General features: G+C 58.9%; 14 protein-coding genes. 12 read left to right on the forward strand and 2 right to left on the reverse strand.

Going from position 1 to position 17,451, the window contains the following annotated elements; all coding sequences use genetic code 11:
- Nucleotides 1-43 precede the first annotated feature (43 nt).
- From C2L66_RS21330 to C2L66_RS21340, 3 genes are all read left to right on the forward strand, one after another.
- A complete protein-coding gene (locus C2L66_RS21330; RefSeq protein WP_060603147.1) occupies nucleotides 44-1,009 on the forward strand; it encodes an L-carnitine dehydrogenase in 966 nt (321 codons plus the stop codon).
- A gap of 88 nt (nucleotides 1,010-1,097) precedes the next feature.
- Complete coding sequence (locus C2L66_RS21335; protein ID WP_060603144.1) at nucleotides 1,098-1,589, forward strand: thioesterase family protein; 492 nt, start codon at nucleotides 1,098-1,100, stop codon at nucleotides 1,587-1,589.
- Nucleotides 1,590-1,640: 51 nt separating this feature from the next.
- Nucleotides 1,641-2,576 carry an alpha/beta hydrolase gene (locus tag C2L66_RS21340; RefSeq protein WP_060603141.1) on the forward strand — a complete coding sequence of 312 codons (936 nt, stop codon included), beginning with the start codon at nucleotides 1,641-1,643 and terminating at the stop codon, nucleotides 2,574-2,576.
- 41 nt (nucleotides 2,577-2,617) lie between these two features.
- Here the strand turns inward: C2L66_RS21340 and C2L66_RS21345 are convergent, their stop codons facing one another.
- A complete protein-coding gene (locus tag C2L66_RS21345; protein WP_035991149.1) occupies nucleotides 2,618-2,905 on the reverse strand; it encodes a DUF3331 domain-containing protein in 288 nt (95 codons plus the stop codon).
- Nucleotides 2,906-3,280: 375 nt separating this feature from the next.
- On the opposite strand from C2L66_RS21345, the gene C2L66_RS21350 reads away from it, so the two are divergent.
- On the forward strand, nucleotides 3,281-4,366 hold the full coding sequence (locus C2L66_RS21350) for an AI-2E family transporter (protein ID WP_060603138.1): 1,086 nt from the start codon (nucleotides 3,281-3,283) through the stop codon (nucleotides 4,364-4,366).
- Between the two features lie 63 nt (nucleotides 4,367-4,429).
- Here the strand turns inward: C2L66_RS21350 and C2L66_RS21355 are convergent, their stop codons facing one another.
- On the reverse strand, nucleotides 4,430-5,533 hold the full coding sequence (locus tag C2L66_RS21355) for an OpgC domain-containing protein (protein ID WP_060603135.1): 1,104 nt from the start codon (nucleotides 5,531-5,533) through the stop codon (nucleotides 4,430-4,432).
- A 686-nt stretch (nucleotides 5,534-6,219) separates the two neighbouring features.
- Here C2L66_RS21355 and C2L66_RS21360 point away from each other — a divergent pair.
- The 8 genes from C2L66_RS21360 to C2L66_RS21395 are packed head-to-tail and all read left to right on the forward strand — an operon-like array spanning nucleotide 6,220 to nucleotide 17,357.
- Entirely contained in the window at nucleotides 6,220-7,272 is a 1,053-nt protein-coding gene (locus C2L66_RS21360; RefSeq protein ID WP_054934653.1) for a polysaccharide biosynthesis/export family protein, read from the forward strand.
- Nucleotides 7,269-7,706 (forward strand): low molecular weight protein-tyrosine-phosphatase, encoded by a 438-nt coding sequence (locus C2L66_RS21365; RefSeq protein ID WP_054934632.1) that lies wholly within the window; start codon nucleotides 7,269-7,271, stop codon nucleotides 7,704-7,706. Before C2L66_RS21360 ends, C2L66_RS21365 begins: the two co-directional genes overlap by 4 nt.
- Before the next feature lie 12 nt (nucleotides 7,707-7,718).
- Nucleotides 7,719-9,944, forward strand: a complete 2,226-nt coding sequence (locus tag C2L66_RS21370; RefSeq protein ID WP_054934633.1) for a polysaccharide biosynthesis tyrosine autokinase — start codon at nucleotides 7,719-7,721, stop codon at nucleotides 9,942-9,944.
- A 4-nt stretch (nucleotides 9,945-9,948) separates the two neighbouring features.
- Nucleotides 9,949-11,409 carry a hypothetical protein gene (locus tag C2L66_RS21375; RefSeq protein ID WP_054934634.1) on the forward strand — a complete coding sequence of 487 codons (1,461 nt, stop codon included), beginning with the start codon at nucleotides 9,949-9,951 and terminating at the stop codon, nucleotides 11,407-11,409.
- Nucleotides 11,313-12,482: a glycosyltransferase gene (locus C2L66_RS21380; protein WP_225033090.1), complete on the forward strand. Its 1,170-nt coding sequence runs from the start codon at nucleotides 11,313-11,315 to the stop codon at nucleotides 12,480-12,482. The genes C2L66_RS21375 and C2L66_RS21380 overlap by 97 nt, the downstream gene beginning before the upstream one ends.
- Complete coding sequence (locus C2L66_RS41700) at nucleotides 12,469-14,709, forward strand: glycosyltransferase (protein ID WP_082434042.1); 2,241 nt, start codon at nucleotides 12,469-12,471, stop codon at nucleotides 14,707-14,709. Before C2L66_RS21380 ends, C2L66_RS41700 begins: the two co-directional genes overlap by 14 nt.
- Nucleotides 14,702-16,027, forward strand: coding sequence for a hypothetical protein (locus tag C2L66_RS21390; protein ID WP_063787033.1), 1,326 nt, complete (start codon nucleotides 14,702-14,704; stop codon nucleotides 16,025-16,027). Before C2L66_RS41700 ends, C2L66_RS21390 begins: the two co-directional genes overlap by 8 nt.
- The gene (locus C2L66_RS21395) at nucleotides 16,017-17,357 is read left to right on the forward strand and encodes a glycoside hydrolase family 71 protein (RefSeq protein WP_054934636.1); all 1,341 of its coding nucleotides are present in this window, start codon (nucleotides 16,017-16,019) and stop codon (nucleotides 17,355-17,357) included. The genes C2L66_RS21390 and C2L66_RS21395 overlap by 11 nt, the downstream gene beginning before the upstream one ends.
- Nucleotides 17,358-17,451 lie beyond the last annotated feature (94 nt).

Here is a 17,451-nt window from a genome sequence, read left to right on the forward strand (position 1 = left end):
CAGTTGCAATAACGCTTTGAATCATTCGAGAGGATCATCGGCAATGGCAGTGATTACGGATATCAAGACTTTTGCAGCAATCGGCGCAGGCGTGATCGGTAGCGGCTGGGTGGCGCGCGCGCTCGCGCATGGGCTCGACGTCATTGCATGGGACCCCGCGCCGGGCGCGGAGAAGCAGTTGCGCGACAACGTCGCGAATGCGTGGCCCGCACTCGAACGTGTCGGACTCGCGGCGGGTGCTTCGCAGGAGCGCCTGCGTTTCGTGAAGACGATTGAAGCGTGCGTCGCGGATGCCGACTTCATTCAGGAAAGCGCGCCTGAGCGCGAGGAATTGAAGCTCGCGTTGCACGAGCAGATCAGCCGCGCGGCAAAGCCTGACGCGATCATCGCGTCGTCGACATCGGGCCTGCTGCCGACCGATTTCTATGCGCGTGCGCTGCACCCCGAGCGCTGCATTGTCGGGCATCCGTTCAACCCTGTGTATCTGTTGCCGCTTGTCGAAGTACTGGGCGGTGAACAAACCGCGCCGTCGACCATCGACGCCGCGATGAACATCTATCGTGCGCTCGACATGAGGCCGCTGCATGTGCGCAAGGAAGTGCCGGGCTTTATCGCCGACCGCCTGCTCGAAGCGCTGTGGCGCGAAGCGCTGCATCTGGTCGACGAAGGCGTCGCGACGACCGGGGAAATCGACGATGCGATCCGCTTTGGCGCGGGCATCCGCTGGTCGTTCATGGGGACGTTCCTCACGTACACGCTTGCTGGCGGCGACGCAGGCATGCGGCATTTCATGCAGCAATTCGGGCCCGCGCTGGAATTGCCGTGGACGAAACTCGCCGCGCCGAAGCTGACGGACCAGCTGATCGACCGCGTGGTGGACGGAACGGCAGAGCAGGTGGGTCCGCGTTCGATCAAGCAGCTCGAGCGCTATCGCGACGAATGCATCACGAACGTGCTGTCCGCGATTGCCGAAACGAAAGCGCGTCATGGCTTGCGTGCCGACGAATAAGGTCGAGTAATATCTGTGCGTGTGCGGGGCATTGAAACCGATATCCCGCGCGTGCCGTACCTCGTTCAAAGCGACGGAGACATTCGCCATGCCGCGACACGCGGAATTGCCTGCGTATCAGGACGTCGTGCGCGCCGAGTGGGTCGATTACAACGGCCATCTGCGCGACGCGTTCTATATGCTGATTTTCAGCTTCGCCACCGATGCGCTGATCGACCAGATCGGCCTCGACGACACCGTGCGCAAAGCGCGTGGCCGCTCGATCTACACGCTCGAAGCACACATTCACTATCTGCACGAAATCAAGGAAGGCGCCCGGGTGCGGGTGGAGATGCGTGTGCTCGCGTATGACGCCAAGCGCATGCACCTGTACCTCGAAATGTTCGCGGACGACGGCGCTGAAGCCGTCGCGGCGGGCGAGCAGATGCTGTTGCACGTCGATATCGGCGGGCCGCGTTCAGCGGTGTTCGACAGCGACGTCGAAGCGCGCGTGCGCGCGCTCGTCGATGCGCAAGCGGCGCTGCCTGCGCCGCAATACGCGGGGCGCGTGATTGGCTTGCCGGGGCAAACGCGCAAATAGCGCCGCGCGCATTCGCGTGCATGATCGGACAACCTGAGCGGAGCATGCCAGATGCTCGAACCTGAGATGATCGCGTTCGTTGAGCGCACGAAGGGTCTTTATCCGCGCGATCGATCTGTATCGACGTTTGCCGAACAGCGGGCGGTGTACGAACAGTACGCCGCCGCGCTAACGCCGCCATTGCCCGATGGCGTGACGACTCACGACGCGCCTTTCACATCGCCCGATGGACACACGTTCGGCGTGCGCCTGTACGCGCCCGCTGAGCGTGCGCGGTCGATGGGCACGGTGCTGTATTTTCATGGCGGCGGGTTCGTTGTCGGATCGCTCGACAGTCACGCCCTGATCACAGCGCGCATCGCGGCGGATACCGGCTTGTGCGTGTTGACCGTCGATTATCGGCTTGCGCCCGAGCACGCCGCCCCGGCCGCGCACGACGATTGCCTTGCCGTGACGCGTGCCGCGCTCGACGGCCGCCTGCCGTTCGGCCCTTTGCCGCGATCGCTGCAACTGGCAGGCGACAGCGCGGGCGGCACGCTCGCGGCGAGTGTCGCGATGCGTCTGCGCGACGAGGGGAAAGCGGGCGTGGACGGCGTCGCGCTGGTTTATCCGATGCTGGGCATCGAACCGCAATGGCCCGCGCGCGACTCGGAAGCCGATGCGCCGATGCTCACGCTTGCCGATGTGCGACGCTACGGCGCGCTGTATTGGTCCAGTCGGGCACGCGATCACGCGTGGACTGTTCCGCTCGAAGCATCACGCTATGATGGATTGCCGCCGACGCTTGCGATCGGCGTCGAGCACGACCCGTTGCGCGACGACGCGCGGGTCTTTGCGGAACGCATCCGCGCGGCGGGAGGACAGGCGAGTGCGCCCGTCGGCATCGGCCTCGTGCACGGCTCGTGGCGCGCGCTGGCGACGAGCCCCGGCGTGCAATGGATGCATCGCGAAGTGTGTCGCTTCCTCGTCGAACACGCTGCCGGTTGACGGCGGGAATCCCGGCCGCCGATTGTTGCCAGAAACGCTGGTTATGCAGCGAATGCGTGCTCGAGCACTTCGGCCGCGATCATGGCGGCGGCGTTTGCGGGAGCAGGGCGTTCGGCTGGCTTGAAGACGGCGTCGCCACGCCGGATCTTTCGGCGCGAAACCGCGCAGGTACCGGAGGTGTGCGCCGAGCGGCGGCGCCAGCGCTGCTCGCCGTAGTGGCAGCGGCCGGGTTCGATCCAGCGGATCACCAGCGTCGTGTCAGAGTGTTCGAGAATCTCGATGCGCAACCCGTTAGCGCCCATCAACGGTAAACACTCCAGAGTGGTCATGGTCGGCTCCGTATTTGTGGTGTGCCGAATGTAGACCCACGCGCGCGTGAGAGCCATTGTGCCCGCGTAGAAACACTGTTCCCGATTCCGCAATAATGAGATGGTGGACATGCACACGAACGGTAATAAGGGGATTTGCGGCTCGTCATAGCGATTACACGCAAATATGCAACGAACTGTTGTATGAAAGGCAGAAAAGGGCCGGACCGTTTGTCTGGTCTGCCGGGGAACGTTGCATCCTTTAAGATGGACGGCTGGCAACCCCGCGGCGAGCACGCGCAGGCATCGCGCATGCGCGTGCGTTGGCGATGCTGCCCGCCCCACCATTGCGATGCGCGATCGTTGAACGCGCATCGAGTTCCATCACGAGGTCACATGAACCAACGCCCGCCCGACGTTCCATCCGAGGCCGACATGCCGAATCGCCGCAAGGCGCAGCGGATTGCTTCGGCGGCGCTGTATGCCGTCATGGTGGCGCTGGCGATCTGGGTGATCCGCGATTTCGTGCCGGCCATTGCCTGGGCTTGCGTGATCGCGATTGCGCTGTGGCCGGCGTTTCACCGGATCGAAGAGCACAGGCTGTTCAAGGGGCGCTCGACGCTGATCGCGACCGTTCTGACCATTGCCATCGGCTTGCTGTTTCTGCTGCCTGTCGGAATCGGGATTGCGCAGGCGGCGGCCGAGGCGCACGACGTGATCGAATGGGCGCGCGACGTCCAGGAGAACGGCATTCCGTTGCCGGACTTCGTTCAGCATTTGCCGTTTGGCGCGGCGCAGATCGGGGCGTGGTGGCAGGAAAACCTGACGCAGCCGCTGCGCGATTCGCCCGCCATGAAGGGCTTGCACGGCGGCGCGGTCGTCACGTTCGGCCGGCATTTCGGCGCGCGGGCGGCGCACGCGCTGATGCTGTTCGGCTTCATGCTCGTCACGCTGTTCGTGATCTTTCAGGCGGGGCCGAAGCTGTCGGGCGAATTGATGAAGGGCGTGCGGCGCGCGTTCGGCTATGACGGCATGCATCTGGCCGAACGGATGGCGGCGGCTGTGCGCGGGACGGTGTCGGGGCTGGTGGTCGTCGGGATCGGCGAGGGCGCGTTGCTGTTGCTCGCGTATATGTTGACGGGCGTGCCGCACGCGGCGTTGCTCGGTTTCGTCACGGCGATCGCTGCGATGCTGCCGTTTTGCGCGCCGATCGTATTCTGCGGCGCCGCGCTGTGGCTCTTCATCGAGCAAGGCGCGCTCGTGCCCGCGATTGGCCTTGCTGTGTTCGGCTTCGTCGTCGCGTTTGTCGCCGAGCACTTCGTGCGGCCGGTGCTGATAGGCAGTTCCGCGCGGCTGCCGTTTCTGCTCGTGCTGTTCGGGATTCTTGGCGGCGCGGAGACGTTTGGGCTGCTCGGGCTGTTCGTCGGCCCGGCGCTGATGACGGTGCTGATGGTGCTATGGACCGAGTGGGTCGAGCGCTGATGTGGCTTTCCTGATTGCAGCGTTGAGTTTGGCGTGGCTCGCGTGACGGGCTGATCGCCGATCTCAGGCGGGCCCCGAGCCGCGCAGGCGCAGCGTCAGTACGCGCGAGATCGGCACCGATACTTTCGCGACGGCGAACAGCGAGCCGATCGCGACGGCATCTGCGACGAGACCGAGCGGTACGTTCAGATAGCCGTCTGTTGCCGTATAGAGCAGCGAGTCGACGACCAGCGAGATCACTGTCCCCGCGACGAAACACAAGAGGCCTTTGCGCCCGACAAGTCCTATCCACGGCAGGCGTTGAGCCAGCGCTCGCGCCCAGCCGATGCGCACCATATTCGCGACGAGCCATGCGATCGCGAGGAAATTGACCGCGCGCAGCCACGACAGATTCTGTTTCAGGCTGCTGTCCAGCGGCCCCACTTCCACGAAAAGCTTGAACCAGGCGGCAGCTGCGACGATGCCGCAGGCGAACACTGTCAATAGCCACCCGTGGCGGTGCGCACTCGCGCGCTGATAGACGGGTTGCGTCTGCGCGATCACGCCGAGCACGAACATCAACTGCCACGCGAAGGGGTTGAAGTCCCACTGCGCGTCTTCCGCGACAGGGAGATGGGGGAGCAACGACGGCGCAATCGACCACACGGCGAGGCTGCCCGCCAGCAGCAGCCACGGCTTGCTGCGCGCGAGCGGCAGGATGGCGGGCACGGCAAACGCGAAAAACGCGTACATGGGCAGTACCGACGCCAGGTACGGCTGGCGACGGAACAGCAGGATGTCGCGCAGGACCGCAGTGGGCGTGTCCATCATGTCGTCGAGATCGGTCGTGGCCATGTTGGGCGCGTCGATGCTGAACGCGCTCATCACGGCGCTTACGAGCAGCATCAGGACGGCTGTAATCAGAAACGCCCTATACAGCTCGAGCGAACGCTTGAAAAAGCGGTTGCGTGCGTCGGCTTCCGTGTGGCGTTTCGCAAGCGAAGCGTAAGCCGTGGCCGTCGCGAATCCACCGAGGAAGACGAAGACTTCGGCCGCGTCGCACAGCGCGTACGCGTGCAGCGTCGCGCGCGACAGGATGCTGCCGCCGATGTGGTCGACGACGATAAATACAAGAACTAGCCCCCGGAAGAAGTCCAGTTCGATCAGACGGTTTTTGGATGTCTGCATGCGGTTTTTCGGGCGAAAACGCCTCCGCGAGACGGTGCGCGGGTGACGCGCAGCGCAGGCTCGGTGAGGCTGGAATTGGGGTGTTGCTGTGTGGCTGTTGCGCTGGTCGCGGTCCCTGTGCTGTGCGTGGGAGGGCTTTGGCGCGGTAGCGCGGCGTTGCTTCGTGGCGGTTTCTATGAGGTTTCGCAGCATAGGGACCGGACGTGGAATCGCCGCACGACCCCATGTGGACCGACATTATCTCTCAGAGTTCCTCCTGGTTGTGTTTTTGTTGGGAACGTGGTTGGGGTGGGCGAGGTCGGGGCTTGAATTTGAGATGGGGGTTGGCGAAAACGGTTCGGGTATTGGCGGGAAAGGTGGTGGGTGGGTTCGTATGCTGGCGGGTCGCTGAAATGCAGCATGTTTTGTGATGCATAGGCGGAAGCGGGAATCCGACGGTACACATCGAACACCTATGGACGACGAGGGGAGTCCTGGCTCGATCGGCGTGACGGTGTGCATCGATGCTGAGCTCTGTGCGACAGAACCGCGACGCGATCGTCTGAGGGCGGGGGCGAGTGAAGATAAAAGGATGGGCAATGAAAGCGGCTTCAAATGTACCGCGCAATCGATCGAGCTTGGGCTGCTGGTTTGCAGCAGTGATCGCGGCGTGTGCGGGATTGTCTGGGTGTGCAATGGCGCCTGGTATGAAGATGACTCCCCCAGTCGAATTGTCGACGAGCGCGATGGGTGTTCAATCCAGCGTTAAGGACTCGTTCGTGCCCATCTCCACCATAGACGCCGCTCTGATCGCGCGGATGAAGGACGACCTGTCGCGTACAAGTTCGCTCCAGATACAGAGCCTTTTAACAACGGCCGAACCTTACGCGCTCGGTAAGGGCGATGTTCTTCAGATTACGGTTTGGGATCATCCCGAGTTAGTGCAGGCGCAAGGTCCCCTCGGCCAAACAGCTACTCGGCCTTCCGATCCTGTGCCCGGATTCGTGATTGACCAGGATGGCAATCTGGATTTTCCGTATGTCGGGCCAATTCATGTCGAAGGTCTGAAGCCTGAGCAGGTCCAACGACGTCTGGCCGTGGCGCTGACAAAGGTTTTCGTCAAGCCGCAAGTCACGGTGCGTGTTGCTTCGTTTCGCGCCAAGCAGATCTATGTCGATGGCGAGGTACACACGCCGGGCACGCTGCCGCTTAACGATATTCCGATGACCCTTTATGACGCTGTGAACCGGGCGGGTGGATTTGCAGCGACGGCGGATCAGAGCCGGATGGTACTCGTCCGCGATGGACATTCTTATTCGCTTGACCTTACCGGGATGTTAGAGAAAGGAGTCAACCCCGCAAGGATCGTTCTGAAAAATGGCGACCTCCTACGTGTGGTCGCACGTGACGACAATGGCGTATTCGTAATGGGCGAGGTGAACAAGCCTGTCACTGCTGTGCCAATGAAAAGCGGAAGGTTGACGTTGAGCGAAGCGATTTCCCAGGCGGGAAGCTTGAATAACGCAACTGCAGATGCATCGGAAGTGTATGTCATTCGCGACTCCATGAGTCCGACCCCGCAGATCTATCACCTTGATGCAAAGTCCCCGGTCGCGATGATCTTCGCGAACCAGTTCGAACTCAATCCTCGTGACGTTGTGTATGTCGATGGTAATGGACTCGTGCGCTTTTCTCGCGTGCTGAGCTTGCTATTGCCCGCCGTCAACGCGGCGCTAGCTGGTGCGATCGTGGCCAAATGATCAAGTCGATACTAGTCGTATGCGTCGGCAACATCTGTCGCAGCCCGATGGCTCAGAACCTGATTAGTCGCGAAGTCCCCGGCGTCACTGTGGTGTCGGCCGGGCTCAACGCCGTCATAGGTTCGGCGCCTGATCCGATGGCGATACGCGTCGCTGCCGAAGCGGGGCTCGACATCGCCGCGCATCGAGCACAGCAGTTGAACGTCGAACTAGTTCGGTTCGCCGATCTGATCCTCACGATGGAAGCGACGCACAAGCACCAGATCATGCGCCAGCACCCAGTCGCATCGGGCAAGGTATTTCGGATTGGAGAGATCGGGCGTTTCGACGTGCCCGACCCGTACAGAAAGCCCGTGAAACACTTCCACGAGGCGTTCGAGTTGATCCGGATGGGCGCCGATGCATGGGCGCCACGCATAAAAGCAATGGCATAGCGAGAGAACAAGATGAACAAGCAGTCCGACCTGATGGTCGAGGACCACACTGACGAGCACGACGACCTCATTCGCTACCTGGACATACTGATCGCCGGTCGCTGGCTTATCGCGAGCGTCTTGGCAGCCGTTGTTCTGCTGGGGGGCGCTTATTCATTTCTAGCAAGGCCGACATACGAAGCGGACATCATGATTCAGGTCGAAGAGGATAACCCGACGAGTGCGAGTTCGCTGCTCGGCGACGTGTCTTCGCTGTTCGACGTGAAAACTCAGGCCGAAGGTGAGTTGGAGATCCTGCAATCGCGGACGGTGGTCGATCAGGCGGTGAATAACCTGCGTCTCTACATCGATGCGCGGCCACGTTATTTCCCGCTGATCGGCTGGCGTGTCGCCGACAACGCGAAATCGCTCTCCATTCCGGGCCTGATGGGGTGGGGGGGATTCTGCTGGGGAAACGAATCGATTGACGTGCGTGAATTCGACGTGCCGAAAGAACTGGAAGGCGAACGCTTTCGGCTAACGCTGCTCGGGAACCAGCGCTTCCGATTGACGCAGTCCGACCTAGACTCGCCGATCGAAGGCATCGTTGGCAAGCCACTGGACATCGAGCAGAGCGTCGGCCATCTTCACCTGCTCATCGCAGGCGTGCACGCGAAGCCGGGCGCCGCATTCTATCTGACTCGCGAATCGAAGCTCAAGACACTGACCGATCTGCAGCAAAGGCTCAATATGCAGCAGAAAGGCAAGCAAAGCGACATCATCACCGGCACGCTGCGTGGCGGCGATCCGCAGCAGATATCAGAAATTCTCAATGAGATAGGAGATGCGTACGTCGCACAAAACGTGAAGCGGAAAACTGCTGAAGCGGACAAGTCATCGCAGTTTCTTGAAGCCTTGTTGCCGGCACTGAAGCATGACCTCGAAGTCGCGGAGAAACGATACAACGCTATGCGCAACCAGAGCGGTACGTTTGATGTTAGCGTCGAGGCGCAAACCTATCTACAACAAAGCGTCGTCGCACAAAGCGGCCTGCTCGACCTGCAGCAGAAGCGCGCCGATCTCGCAACACGATACGCGCCGTCTCATCCTGCCATTGTTGCACTCGACCAGCAGATCGATGCGATGAAAGCCAAGGTGAGCGACGTGAATGACCGCATGAAGCTCTTGCCGAATCGCCAGCAGGATGCGGTGTCGCTGATGCGCGACGTGCAGGTCGCTCAAGACATCTACGTCGGAACGCTAAACAACATCCAGCAGTTGAAACTAGTTGCGGCGGGCAAGGTCGCCAGTGTTCGTCAGGTAGACGAAGCACGCGTCCCGGAAGAGCCGGTATCGCCGAAGAGGCCACTTTTTATCGGGCTTGCGGCAATCGCGGGTCTGATGCTCGGCATCGGCACCGCGTTTGTTCGGGAGATGCTATACGGCGGTGTCACAGACGCGCAGGACATCGAGCGTTACGCAGGCCTCAATGTATATGGCGCGATTCCCTTTTCGCAGGCTCAAAAATCGCTGAACGCGGGCATGCAATCAGGCAGGCCGGGCAAGTATCTGCTCGCTGAATCGAATCCAGACGAGCCATCAATTGAAAGTCTGCGTAGTCTGCGCACCGCGTTGAGCTTCGCGATGCTCGAAGCGCCGAACAATCGTTTGCTGCTGACCGGCCCTGCACCGGGTATAGGTAAGTCGTTCATCTCCGCCAACCTCGCCAGCGTGCTTTGTGGTGGCAACAAGCGGGTGCTGCTCGTCGACGCGGACATGCGGCGCGGTCACCTGCATCAGTATTTCGGCAGGGAACGTGGTCAGGGCCTGTCAAATGTGCTTGCTGGCCACTCCGCCGCCGAGACCGTCATTCAGCGCGAGGTGTCGCCGGGTCTCGATCTGCTGACGACTGGCAGCATTCCACCCAATGCGTCGGAGCTTCTATTAAGCGATAGGATGAACAGTCTTATGGAATTGCTTGGCTCGCGATATGACATGGTAGTCATTGATACGCCGCCAGTGCTAGCGGTCTCTGACACTCCGACAATGGCTGCCATCGCTGGTACGGTTTTCCTCGTTGCACGCTTTCAAAAGACGGCGATCGGTGAGATCAGTGAGAGCGCGCGACGACTGCAACGCGCAAACGCGTCACTCAAGGGCGTGATATTCAATGGTGTAGATGCGCGCGCATTTGGATATCGATCGAAGTATGGCGCATATCGCTACATTGCTTATCAGTATCAGAAGACGAAGAGGTGAAATCATGAACGGAGTGCGCGCGAAGCGGCGTCGGGCTCTGCCCTTCCTTTGGTTGCTTCTCGGAGGCGGCGCGATCGCGTGTCTCTTCGCCGCGCTCTATCACGGTGATGCCGAGACGTTGACCGTCTGTCTTCTGCTGCTTGTCGCCGCGAGCATCTGGTGGATCAAGGCCGATAGCGAGTTGCTCCGCCTATGGCGGCTGTTCGCGCTTGCGTATTTTTGCGTGCTGCCAGCAGGCCAGTTGATCGCACGCGATGAAATCTATTTGACGCTCTTACCCGAACAAAACTCCGCGACGATCACGTGGTTTGTGTTGAACATCGCCGGAATCTGGGTGATGAACTTTTGGCTTCTCGCGATGCGTCGCAAGTGCAGGGCGTCCGCCGCGATGGCCGCCATGTGTCCATCCGCCGCCGTCGTGAGTCGCTGGGTATATGGATATGCGGTGCTCGCTCTGGCTGCACTCGCGTTCATCTACCTGAAGCTCGGCGGCTATGCTCAGATCGTACAGCTTTACGCGGATCGTCTCGAAACGTCGGTGACAACAAATGATCCCTTAGAGGGGCTCGGCGTCGTGCAGGCGTTCGCCAATACCGCCCCACTGTGGGTTTTTGTGTGTGTCACCCTCAGGCCGTGGCGCAGCCGTTTGATAAGGATTGTTGCATTCGTCCAACTGATCGTGCTTGGATGGCTATCGTCCGGTGTGTTCGGCAACAGACAAGGCATTGTGTTTGTCGTGCTGTTCGCCTGCCTCATCTATCACACGTTCGTTGTGCGCATCAGCCGTCGTGCAGCGAAGATCATTGGCATTTGTGTCGCCGCTGGTGGTCTGGCAATGCTCCCACTGAAGTTTGGCATCGACTATTCGCAGATTGGAAGTTTGTCGAAAAACTTCGCAGACCAGCGGATGCTCCAGTTGTCGATGGGGCCGCTTAGCTTTTTCCTGTTTCGCGATCTCTCACGTTTCGACGTGCAAGTACAGGCACTCGATTCGGTGTCGAAGCCTGGCTACACACTAGCCATGGGCCGAAGCTTGGTTGGCGGGATGGCGGCAATTGTCCCGAAGGCAATCTGGAAAGACAAGCCTGAAACCTTCGCTCGCGAGAAGAGCGATATTGTTCGAGAAACAGAGACCAACCAGTCCGACGAGACGACACTGCTGTTTGGAATGCCGGGGGAGTTTCTCGTTAATTTCGGCATATTTGGTTATCTTCTGTCGTTCATCGTACTGGCATGGATGATCGCGAAGATCACGATGATGGGGGGCGGATCAAGCTGGCGATGGATGCCCGTCAAGATTGTGTCGTATCCACTGCCTTTCCTGTTTCTTCTGTTCGACTCGAACGTCCTTGCTTACTACGAAATGCGATGGATCGTGTTATTCGCTTTTCCAATGGCGCTGCTGCTCAGACAAAAGAAGGTGCGGATCATGCCGCTTTCATCGAAAGGCAGGGGTGCGCGTTGAAGATAGTCCACGTAGTTGAAACTTGGGTGGGTGGTATCTCGAGTTACGTGACAGCGCTGATGATCGAACAGCGCAGTTACGGGCACAACGTAGTGCTTGTATGCGACCCACACAACATGGACGCGGCAAGGTTCGAAGTTGATGGCATTAACGTCGTGCCTTACCGGTCTAGTCGCAATCCACTCAGGTTCGTCAGTATCTCGTGCGCAATACGCAAGACTATCAAGATGCTACATGCGGACGTGATTCACTGTCATAGCTCCTATCCGGGCGTATATGTACGTCTCGGCTCGTTCGGTGAAGCGAAGGTGCTGTATACACCGCACGCGTGGTCCTTTATGAAGAAGGACATCTCGCGCATGACCGCGTTCGCCTTCGCGATGATTGAGAAATGGCTGGCGCGACGTTGCACGCGGATTCTCTGCATGTCGTTTGACGAAGTGCGTGCGGCAAACAAGTATGGTATTGAGCAGGACAAGCTCGAACTTGTATATACGGGCATCCCGACAGACATGGCGGCTGAGCAAATCGACACCGATACGGAGGCGGTCGGACACTCTGCTCGGCATATACATGTTGGCTATTTCGGTCGACTCGACTATCAAAAGGGCTTTGACATTCTCGTCGACGCTTTGCCACTACTCAAGGATCACCTGCAGGTCCACGTGTTCGGGACCGCAGTACGCGGCGGCGTGGCGATGCCAGACGGAACCCCGTGCGTTACGTATCACGGGTGGGTTGGCCCGGAAGAGGCGGGGCGAGCGATGCGGAAGATGGATGCGATCGTAGTTCCGTCACGCTGGGAAGGACTCGCGCTTGTACCGATCGAAGCTATGCGAGCTGGCAAGGTGCTGGTCGTATCGAGCGAGAGTTCGCTGCCGGAGCAGGTCATTCATGGTTACAACGGTCTAATGCTGCGCCAACTCACGGGTGCTTGCCTTGCCGAGCAACTTAACTCACTGTCCATTGACGAATGTCGTCGCATGGGCGCGAATTCGCGCCACGTATTCGATCAGGCGTTTAGTGCAGAAAAGTTTTTCAAGTCCTTGATGAATTACTATGAGAGTGCCTGATATCTATCTGTTGCACGCGTACAGCTCGCGAAACAGTGGCGATGGGCTGTTGGTTAAATTGAGCTTGCGCGCTATTCGCGAGGCCGGTTTCAAGCAGATCGTCACTGTCGTGTGTCTGGATCCGGCGTCATTCATCGGCTATCTTGACGATTCGAAAATCAGCCTGATTTCACTAGGTCAGTTCGTTATACGAACGATGACGCATGCGTGGCGCCGGCGCGGCGCGATATTCTTCGGTGTCGGCGGCGGCTATTTGCGCGCTGGTACATGGAAAGAAGGCTGCAAGACGCTAACTGCGCATGGATTGCAGATTGTCTGCGCATCCTTATGGGGCCCCCGCGTGCGGATCTATCTCCCGCAAAGCGTCGGACCTTTTTCGACGGGGCCGGGCTGGGTGCTCAAGTGGCTCGTGCGCCATCATGTCGATACCATCTTCCTGCGCGACGACAAGAGCGTGCGTGAACTGAGTCATCGGCATGCGGTGCGGATCGGCGATCTTGTCGTGCTGGAAATAAGCAAGCGGCCGCATGCGTTGCAACTCGCGGCCGGAAAATCTTTCACATCCAGTGCGCGACGCAAGGTATATTTTGTATTTCGCGACTTGGGTGAGAAGCCGTACGCGGACGCCTATATTGCGAAGCTGCGGCATCTGATCGCACTGACGCCGGACGCAAGCCTCGCCCTACAGAGCGCGGGGCGTGGGAATAGCGATGACGTGTTCTATCACCACGTGCTCGGCGACGACTCGGCGCCTGCGCTGCGCGATGTAATCCGGGACGAGGATGCGATCGTCGTGTCCGTGCGGCTGCATGGGAGTCTCGAAAGTGTGCTTGGCGGGCTGCCAAGCATTCATATCGCATACGAGCGAAAAGGGCAGGCTGCGTATGGCGACCTCGGCGTGTCTGAATACGCGTTCCATGCGGAAAGCTTCGATCCCAATGCTGTTGCTTCTGCAGTTGAAGAACTCCGGTGTAACCCGGCCCCTTTTTGGCAGAAGTTGGCTAGCTCATCGGCGAATCGTTACGCGGAACTCGTGAAGGTGCTCCAGGACGAAAGCAGCCCGTCCGTAACACTTCTGATTGATGGTAACTTCCAGAAGGTCGGCGATCAGATATATAGCCCACACATGGGACATCGCAAGTTTGCGGCGCGCTTCACGGAGAGCTTCGCAAAGGTGAGGATCGCGGCCCGGTCGTTTCCGGTGCTGCACGCACGGGGCGAACTCGTTACCGGTACAGGCGTGCAATTCATTGATCTTGGCGATCCACGCGGCGTCAAGGCGTGGATCACACAGTTGCCGCAGCTGGTGTGGGGTATCTGGAATGTGATTCGCACTGCGGATCTGCTGGTATTGCGATTTCCGGGAAATCTTTCGCTGCTAGCGATGTTGCTGTGTCACGCGAGATGCAGGCCGTTTTCCGCGGAGATCGTTGCCGATCCGGCCGACTATTTCAGCGATTCAGCTTCGCGTCATCCACTCCGCCGTATCGCCCGCTGGGTACATTGCTGGGCTACGCGTCATGCGGCCAAGTACGGACGGACTGTGCGCTATGTAACAGACAGCGCGTTGCAGATAGCATATCCACCACGAACGCAGGCACGATCATTCGGTTTCAGTGATGTGTATCTCCCTGCCGAGTTGTTTGACCGCTGCGACGATGCGTGCAACGTGCACGACGACGGGGGTGTATTCCGCATCGTCAATGTCGCAATGATGCACAACGAAAGCAAGGGCCACGGGATTTTGCTACACGCGGTGGCTGCGCTGCGTGAACGAGCGCTGAATATCGAACTCACGCTTGTCGGCGATGGTGTGTTACGCAAAGATTTTCAACAATTGGCAGTGCGACTTGGCCTTAGTGATGTTGTGCGTTTCGCGGGTGCATTGAATGGGGACGATGTGCTCAGCACTGTGAGCCGACATGAACTCTTCGTTCTGCCGTCGCTACAGGAAGGCATGCCGAGAGCGCTGCTCGAAGCCATGGCGGTTGGGGTTCCGGTCATAGCGACACGCGTAGGCGGCGTTGCAGAGGTGCTTGATCCCCAGAGTCTAGTGGCGCCAGCTGACATTGGCGCGTTGACAGAAAGAATCGCGAGCGCCTTGACGGATGTGAAATGGCGTGAGCAGCAGAAACAACGGCAGCGCGAAGTGGTGCGGCGGTTTTGCTATACGGAGTTGCAAGCGCATTACAGCCGCTATTGCGAGGCACTGAAAGCGCATGGCTGACATGAATCGAGATGTAGTCTACGTAATGCTCGCGTCGGCATTGCCCGCCTTCGGAAATTTCGTAGCGGTAGCACTTGCGCTGCGTTATCTAGACGCGGTGTGGCTGGGTAAATCGTACGCGCTGTTGGCATTCTTTTTCGTCGCAATCGACCTTTTTAATTTCGGATCGCCTCGGATCTTCACTGTCGAGAAAGTGCGATCGCGCGTATCCACATTGATTTTCCTTGATTGCATCAGCGCGGTGGGTTCGACGGTGGTGTTCTCGGTTTTTGGCACGCTGTTCGCGCATTACGGTGTATTTGCGAGCACGCAGCTTGGCGTGCCGATGGTGCTGGCGCCGATGTGTTATGGGTTGTCGCACTACGCGCTAGGCGTTATGCGGTTTTACAGGCGCAGCGGCACCGTCTGCGTGATCTCGACGGTATCCGCGGTCAGTCGAGTGCTGATCGTCGTATTGCTGATCAAGAAACGCTCTCTCGATCCATTTCTCCCAGATCTGCTGTTGTTTGTGGAAACCATCTATGGGGCGATGTTACTGATCGCGTATCTGCACTCGACGCGTCGCGGGCCTCCGCGCGGATCTGAATTCTTCCGCCCTGAAGCGGAACATTTCAATTTCCGCACTTTTGGATATCAGACGTTCTTCTGGGAGAATCGCAAAGAGATTCTAGGTAGTTGGTACGGGAATGCGATCTTTTCTGGGGCGAAGCACATAGACATAGTGATCGTCAATTTGATCCTCGGGCCGGGGGCGGGATCGTTGTATCGCGGCGTGAAGAGCGTGCACAACCTCGCCTTTAATTGTGGCCAAGGCGTAGCCCTTGTTCTTACCGGTGGATTTATGCGGATGATGTCCGCGATTCTGTTTTTGCCGCAACGCCACGTCATGGCAGCGGGCGCTGTAATTCTCATGGTCTTCATGTCAACGGCGAGCTGGTTTGCATGCCGCGTCCATCTGTTTCCGACTGCAGTGCTTGGCTCCCATGCGACGCAGTTGGTCTTCATGTTCGTCGCATTCCTCGGCGCCACGTTGATTTTCCTGTGCCGCGTGCTGTCACTTATCGTTTTTTCCGCAGACCGCGCATCATTCGTCAGAATCTCAACATTTGAAGTAGGTGCATCGCTCCTTTTAGTTTCGGTACTGTCGCGGGGATTCGGGGTGCTCGGTGCGCTGATGGGTGCCGTGATCACAGGCATGCTCGTGCTGATTTTTTCGTTGCTATCTAGTCGACGCGCGGCGCGACATTTGCTCACGACGCCATACGTGGCCCCTGCACCGACGAGCGTCACGTCCCGAGGTCGCAGAAATGAAACGTAGAACGTTACTTTTGGGATGCTTGAGTATTCCGTCCGCCTGGATGGCTTCACGTGTATCAGCGCTACAGCCAACGAGCAAGCGGGTGTTTGCACACTATATGGTCGCGTGGCCGCGCGGCGGCCCGAACGCGAGCGTTGACGACTATATTGCTGAGTTCCGGGACGCACAGGAACGTGGCATAGATGGTTTCGCCCTGAACTGCGGCGGCTGGAATCGCAGCGAGCCGCTTTATCGCGCACGCGTGCTGAAGATGTATCGTGCCGCCGAGCAACTCGGAAGCGGCTTCAAGCTTTTCGTGTCGGCGGATGGTAAAGCTCAATACGAGCTGGACGACATTGTAAAAAGTACCGCTGGCCTCCCCGGGCAATTGATGGTCGGCGCACGACCGGTGGTTTCGGCGTATGCGTTGGGAGGAAAAAATCCTGCGCGCTGCGAATCACTGATCGAGCAAGCGGAATTGCTTGGTGTGTATTTCGTCCCTCACTTCGCACCGTCTACAGGTGAAGCAGAAATCACGGGTGCCGTCGCGAATGAAGTCGTGAATCGGTGCCTTTCGACGCAGGGCTATTTCTATTTCGGCGCAGCCGGCGAACCGGATTCACTGGCAAGGTCCGTTAAAAATCTGGCAACCTCGCTGAAGTCGGCAGGCAAGCTGTTTATGGCATCGGTCACGCCATATTATCGAGGCCTCCCGACCGGTACGAACTACCGTGCGTTCGAAACCGATGGTTTCGCGGGCATGGCGACCGAATGGCTCTCTGCGATTCGCTCGAATGCGGATTGGGTGCAAATAGTGACATGGAACGACTGGGCGGAATCAACATATGTCGCCCCGATCGGCAGTAATACCCGTGCGAATGTCTATGACCCTCGCTTCGGTGCTTTACTGAGTCACCGTGCATACCTTGATGCGAGCCGCTATTTTATTGAGTGGTTCAAGCTCGGTGCTGCGCCCAAGATCATTCAGGATAAGTTCTACTATTTCTATCGTCTGCATCCGGTGGGCGTGAGCGAAATGAAGGGAATCGGCGCGTCCTTGGGCATTTTCGCTGCACCACGATCCCGTACTATATTGACCGAACAAGTCCATGTAACGTTATTCCTGACCAGCTCTGCGACGCTCGTCATCGGACTGGGCGACAGATATACGACGCATGATCTGCCGGCTGGCGTCAGTGAAGTCACCTCACCATCATTACCTGGTGCCCCACGCTTCACGCTTATTCGCAACGGCAGGATAATCGCCGAAAAGAGAGGCGAGGAGCCCATTCGTACAGGCGACTTCAGTGGCGCATTCAACTACTTTGGCGGTTCGTGGGATCCGAGCTAGGTGAGATGCAGGGGCCACGTCCTTTTGCGTCGCCATTTGTGTACTGTATCACCTTACGCCAGTCGAGCCAGAGTAGGGGATCCCGGTCGCCGTC

Origin of the sequence: Paraburkholderia caribensis, from assembly GCF_002902945.1 — a bacterium.
GTDB classification, from domain to species: Bacteria; Pseudomonadota; Gammaproteobacteria; order Burkholderiales; family Burkholderiaceae; genus Paraburkholderia; species Paraburkholderia caribensis.

Excerpts from the sequence above, each read along its gene's own strand:
- C2L66_RS21355 (WP_060603135.1), bottom strand. The coding sequence starts at position 5,533 with ATGCAGACATCCAAAAACCGTCTGATCGAACTGGACTTCTTCCGGGGG.
- C2L66_RS21365 (WP_054934632.1), top strand. The coding sequence starts at position 7,269 with ATGATCAAGTCGATACTAGTCGTATGCGTCGGCAACATCTGTCGCAGC.
- C2L66_RS21390 (WP_063787033.1), top strand. The coding sequence starts at position 14,702 with ATGGCTGACATGAATCGAGATGTAGTCTACGTAATGCTCGCGTCGGCA.
- C2L66_RS21395 (WP_054934636.1), top strand. The coding sequence starts at position 16,017 with ATGAAACGTAGAACGTTACTTTTGGGATGCTTGAGTATTCCGTCCGCC.
- C2L66_RS21335 (WP_060603144.1), top strand. The coding sequence starts at position 1,098 with ATGCCGCGACACGCGGAATTGCCTGCGTATCAGGACGTCGTGCGCGCC.
- C2L66_RS21345 (WP_035991149.1), bottom strand. The coding sequence starts at position 2,905 with ATGACCACTCTGGAGTGTTTACCGTTGATGGGCGCTAACGGGTTGCGC.
- C2L66_RS21340 (WP_060603141.1), top strand. The coding sequence starts at position 1,641 with ATGCTCGAACCTGAGATGATCGCGTTCGTTGAGCGCACGAAGGGTCTT.
- C2L66_RS41700 (WP_082434042.1), top strand. The coding sequence starts at position 12,469 with ATGAGAGTGCCTGATATCTATCTGTTGCACGCGTACAGCTCGCGAAAC.
- C2L66_RS21330 (WP_060603147.1), top strand. The coding sequence starts at position 44 with ATGGCAGTGATTACGGATATCAAGACTTTTGCAGCAATCGGCGCAGGC.
- C2L66_RS21380 (WP_225033090.1), top strand. The coding sequence starts at position 11,313 with ATGGATCGTGTTATTCGCTTTTCCAATGGCGCTGCTGCTCAGACAAAA.
- C2L66_RS21360 (WP_054934653.1), top strand. The coding sequence starts at position 6,220 with ATGAAGATGACTCCCCCAGTCGAATTGTCGACGAGCGCGATGGGTGTT.
- C2L66_RS21375 (WP_054934634.1), top strand. The coding sequence starts at position 9,949 with ATGAACGGAGTGCGCGCGAAGCGGCGTCGGGCTCTGCCCTTCCTTTGG.
- C2L66_RS21350 (WP_060603138.1), top strand. The coding sequence starts at position 3,281 with ATGAACCAACGCCCGCCCGACGTTCCATCCGAGGCCGACATGCCGAAT.
- C2L66_RS21370 (WP_054934633.1), top strand. The coding sequence starts at position 7,719 with ATGAACAAGCAGTCCGACCTGATGGTCGAGGACCACACTGACGAGCAC.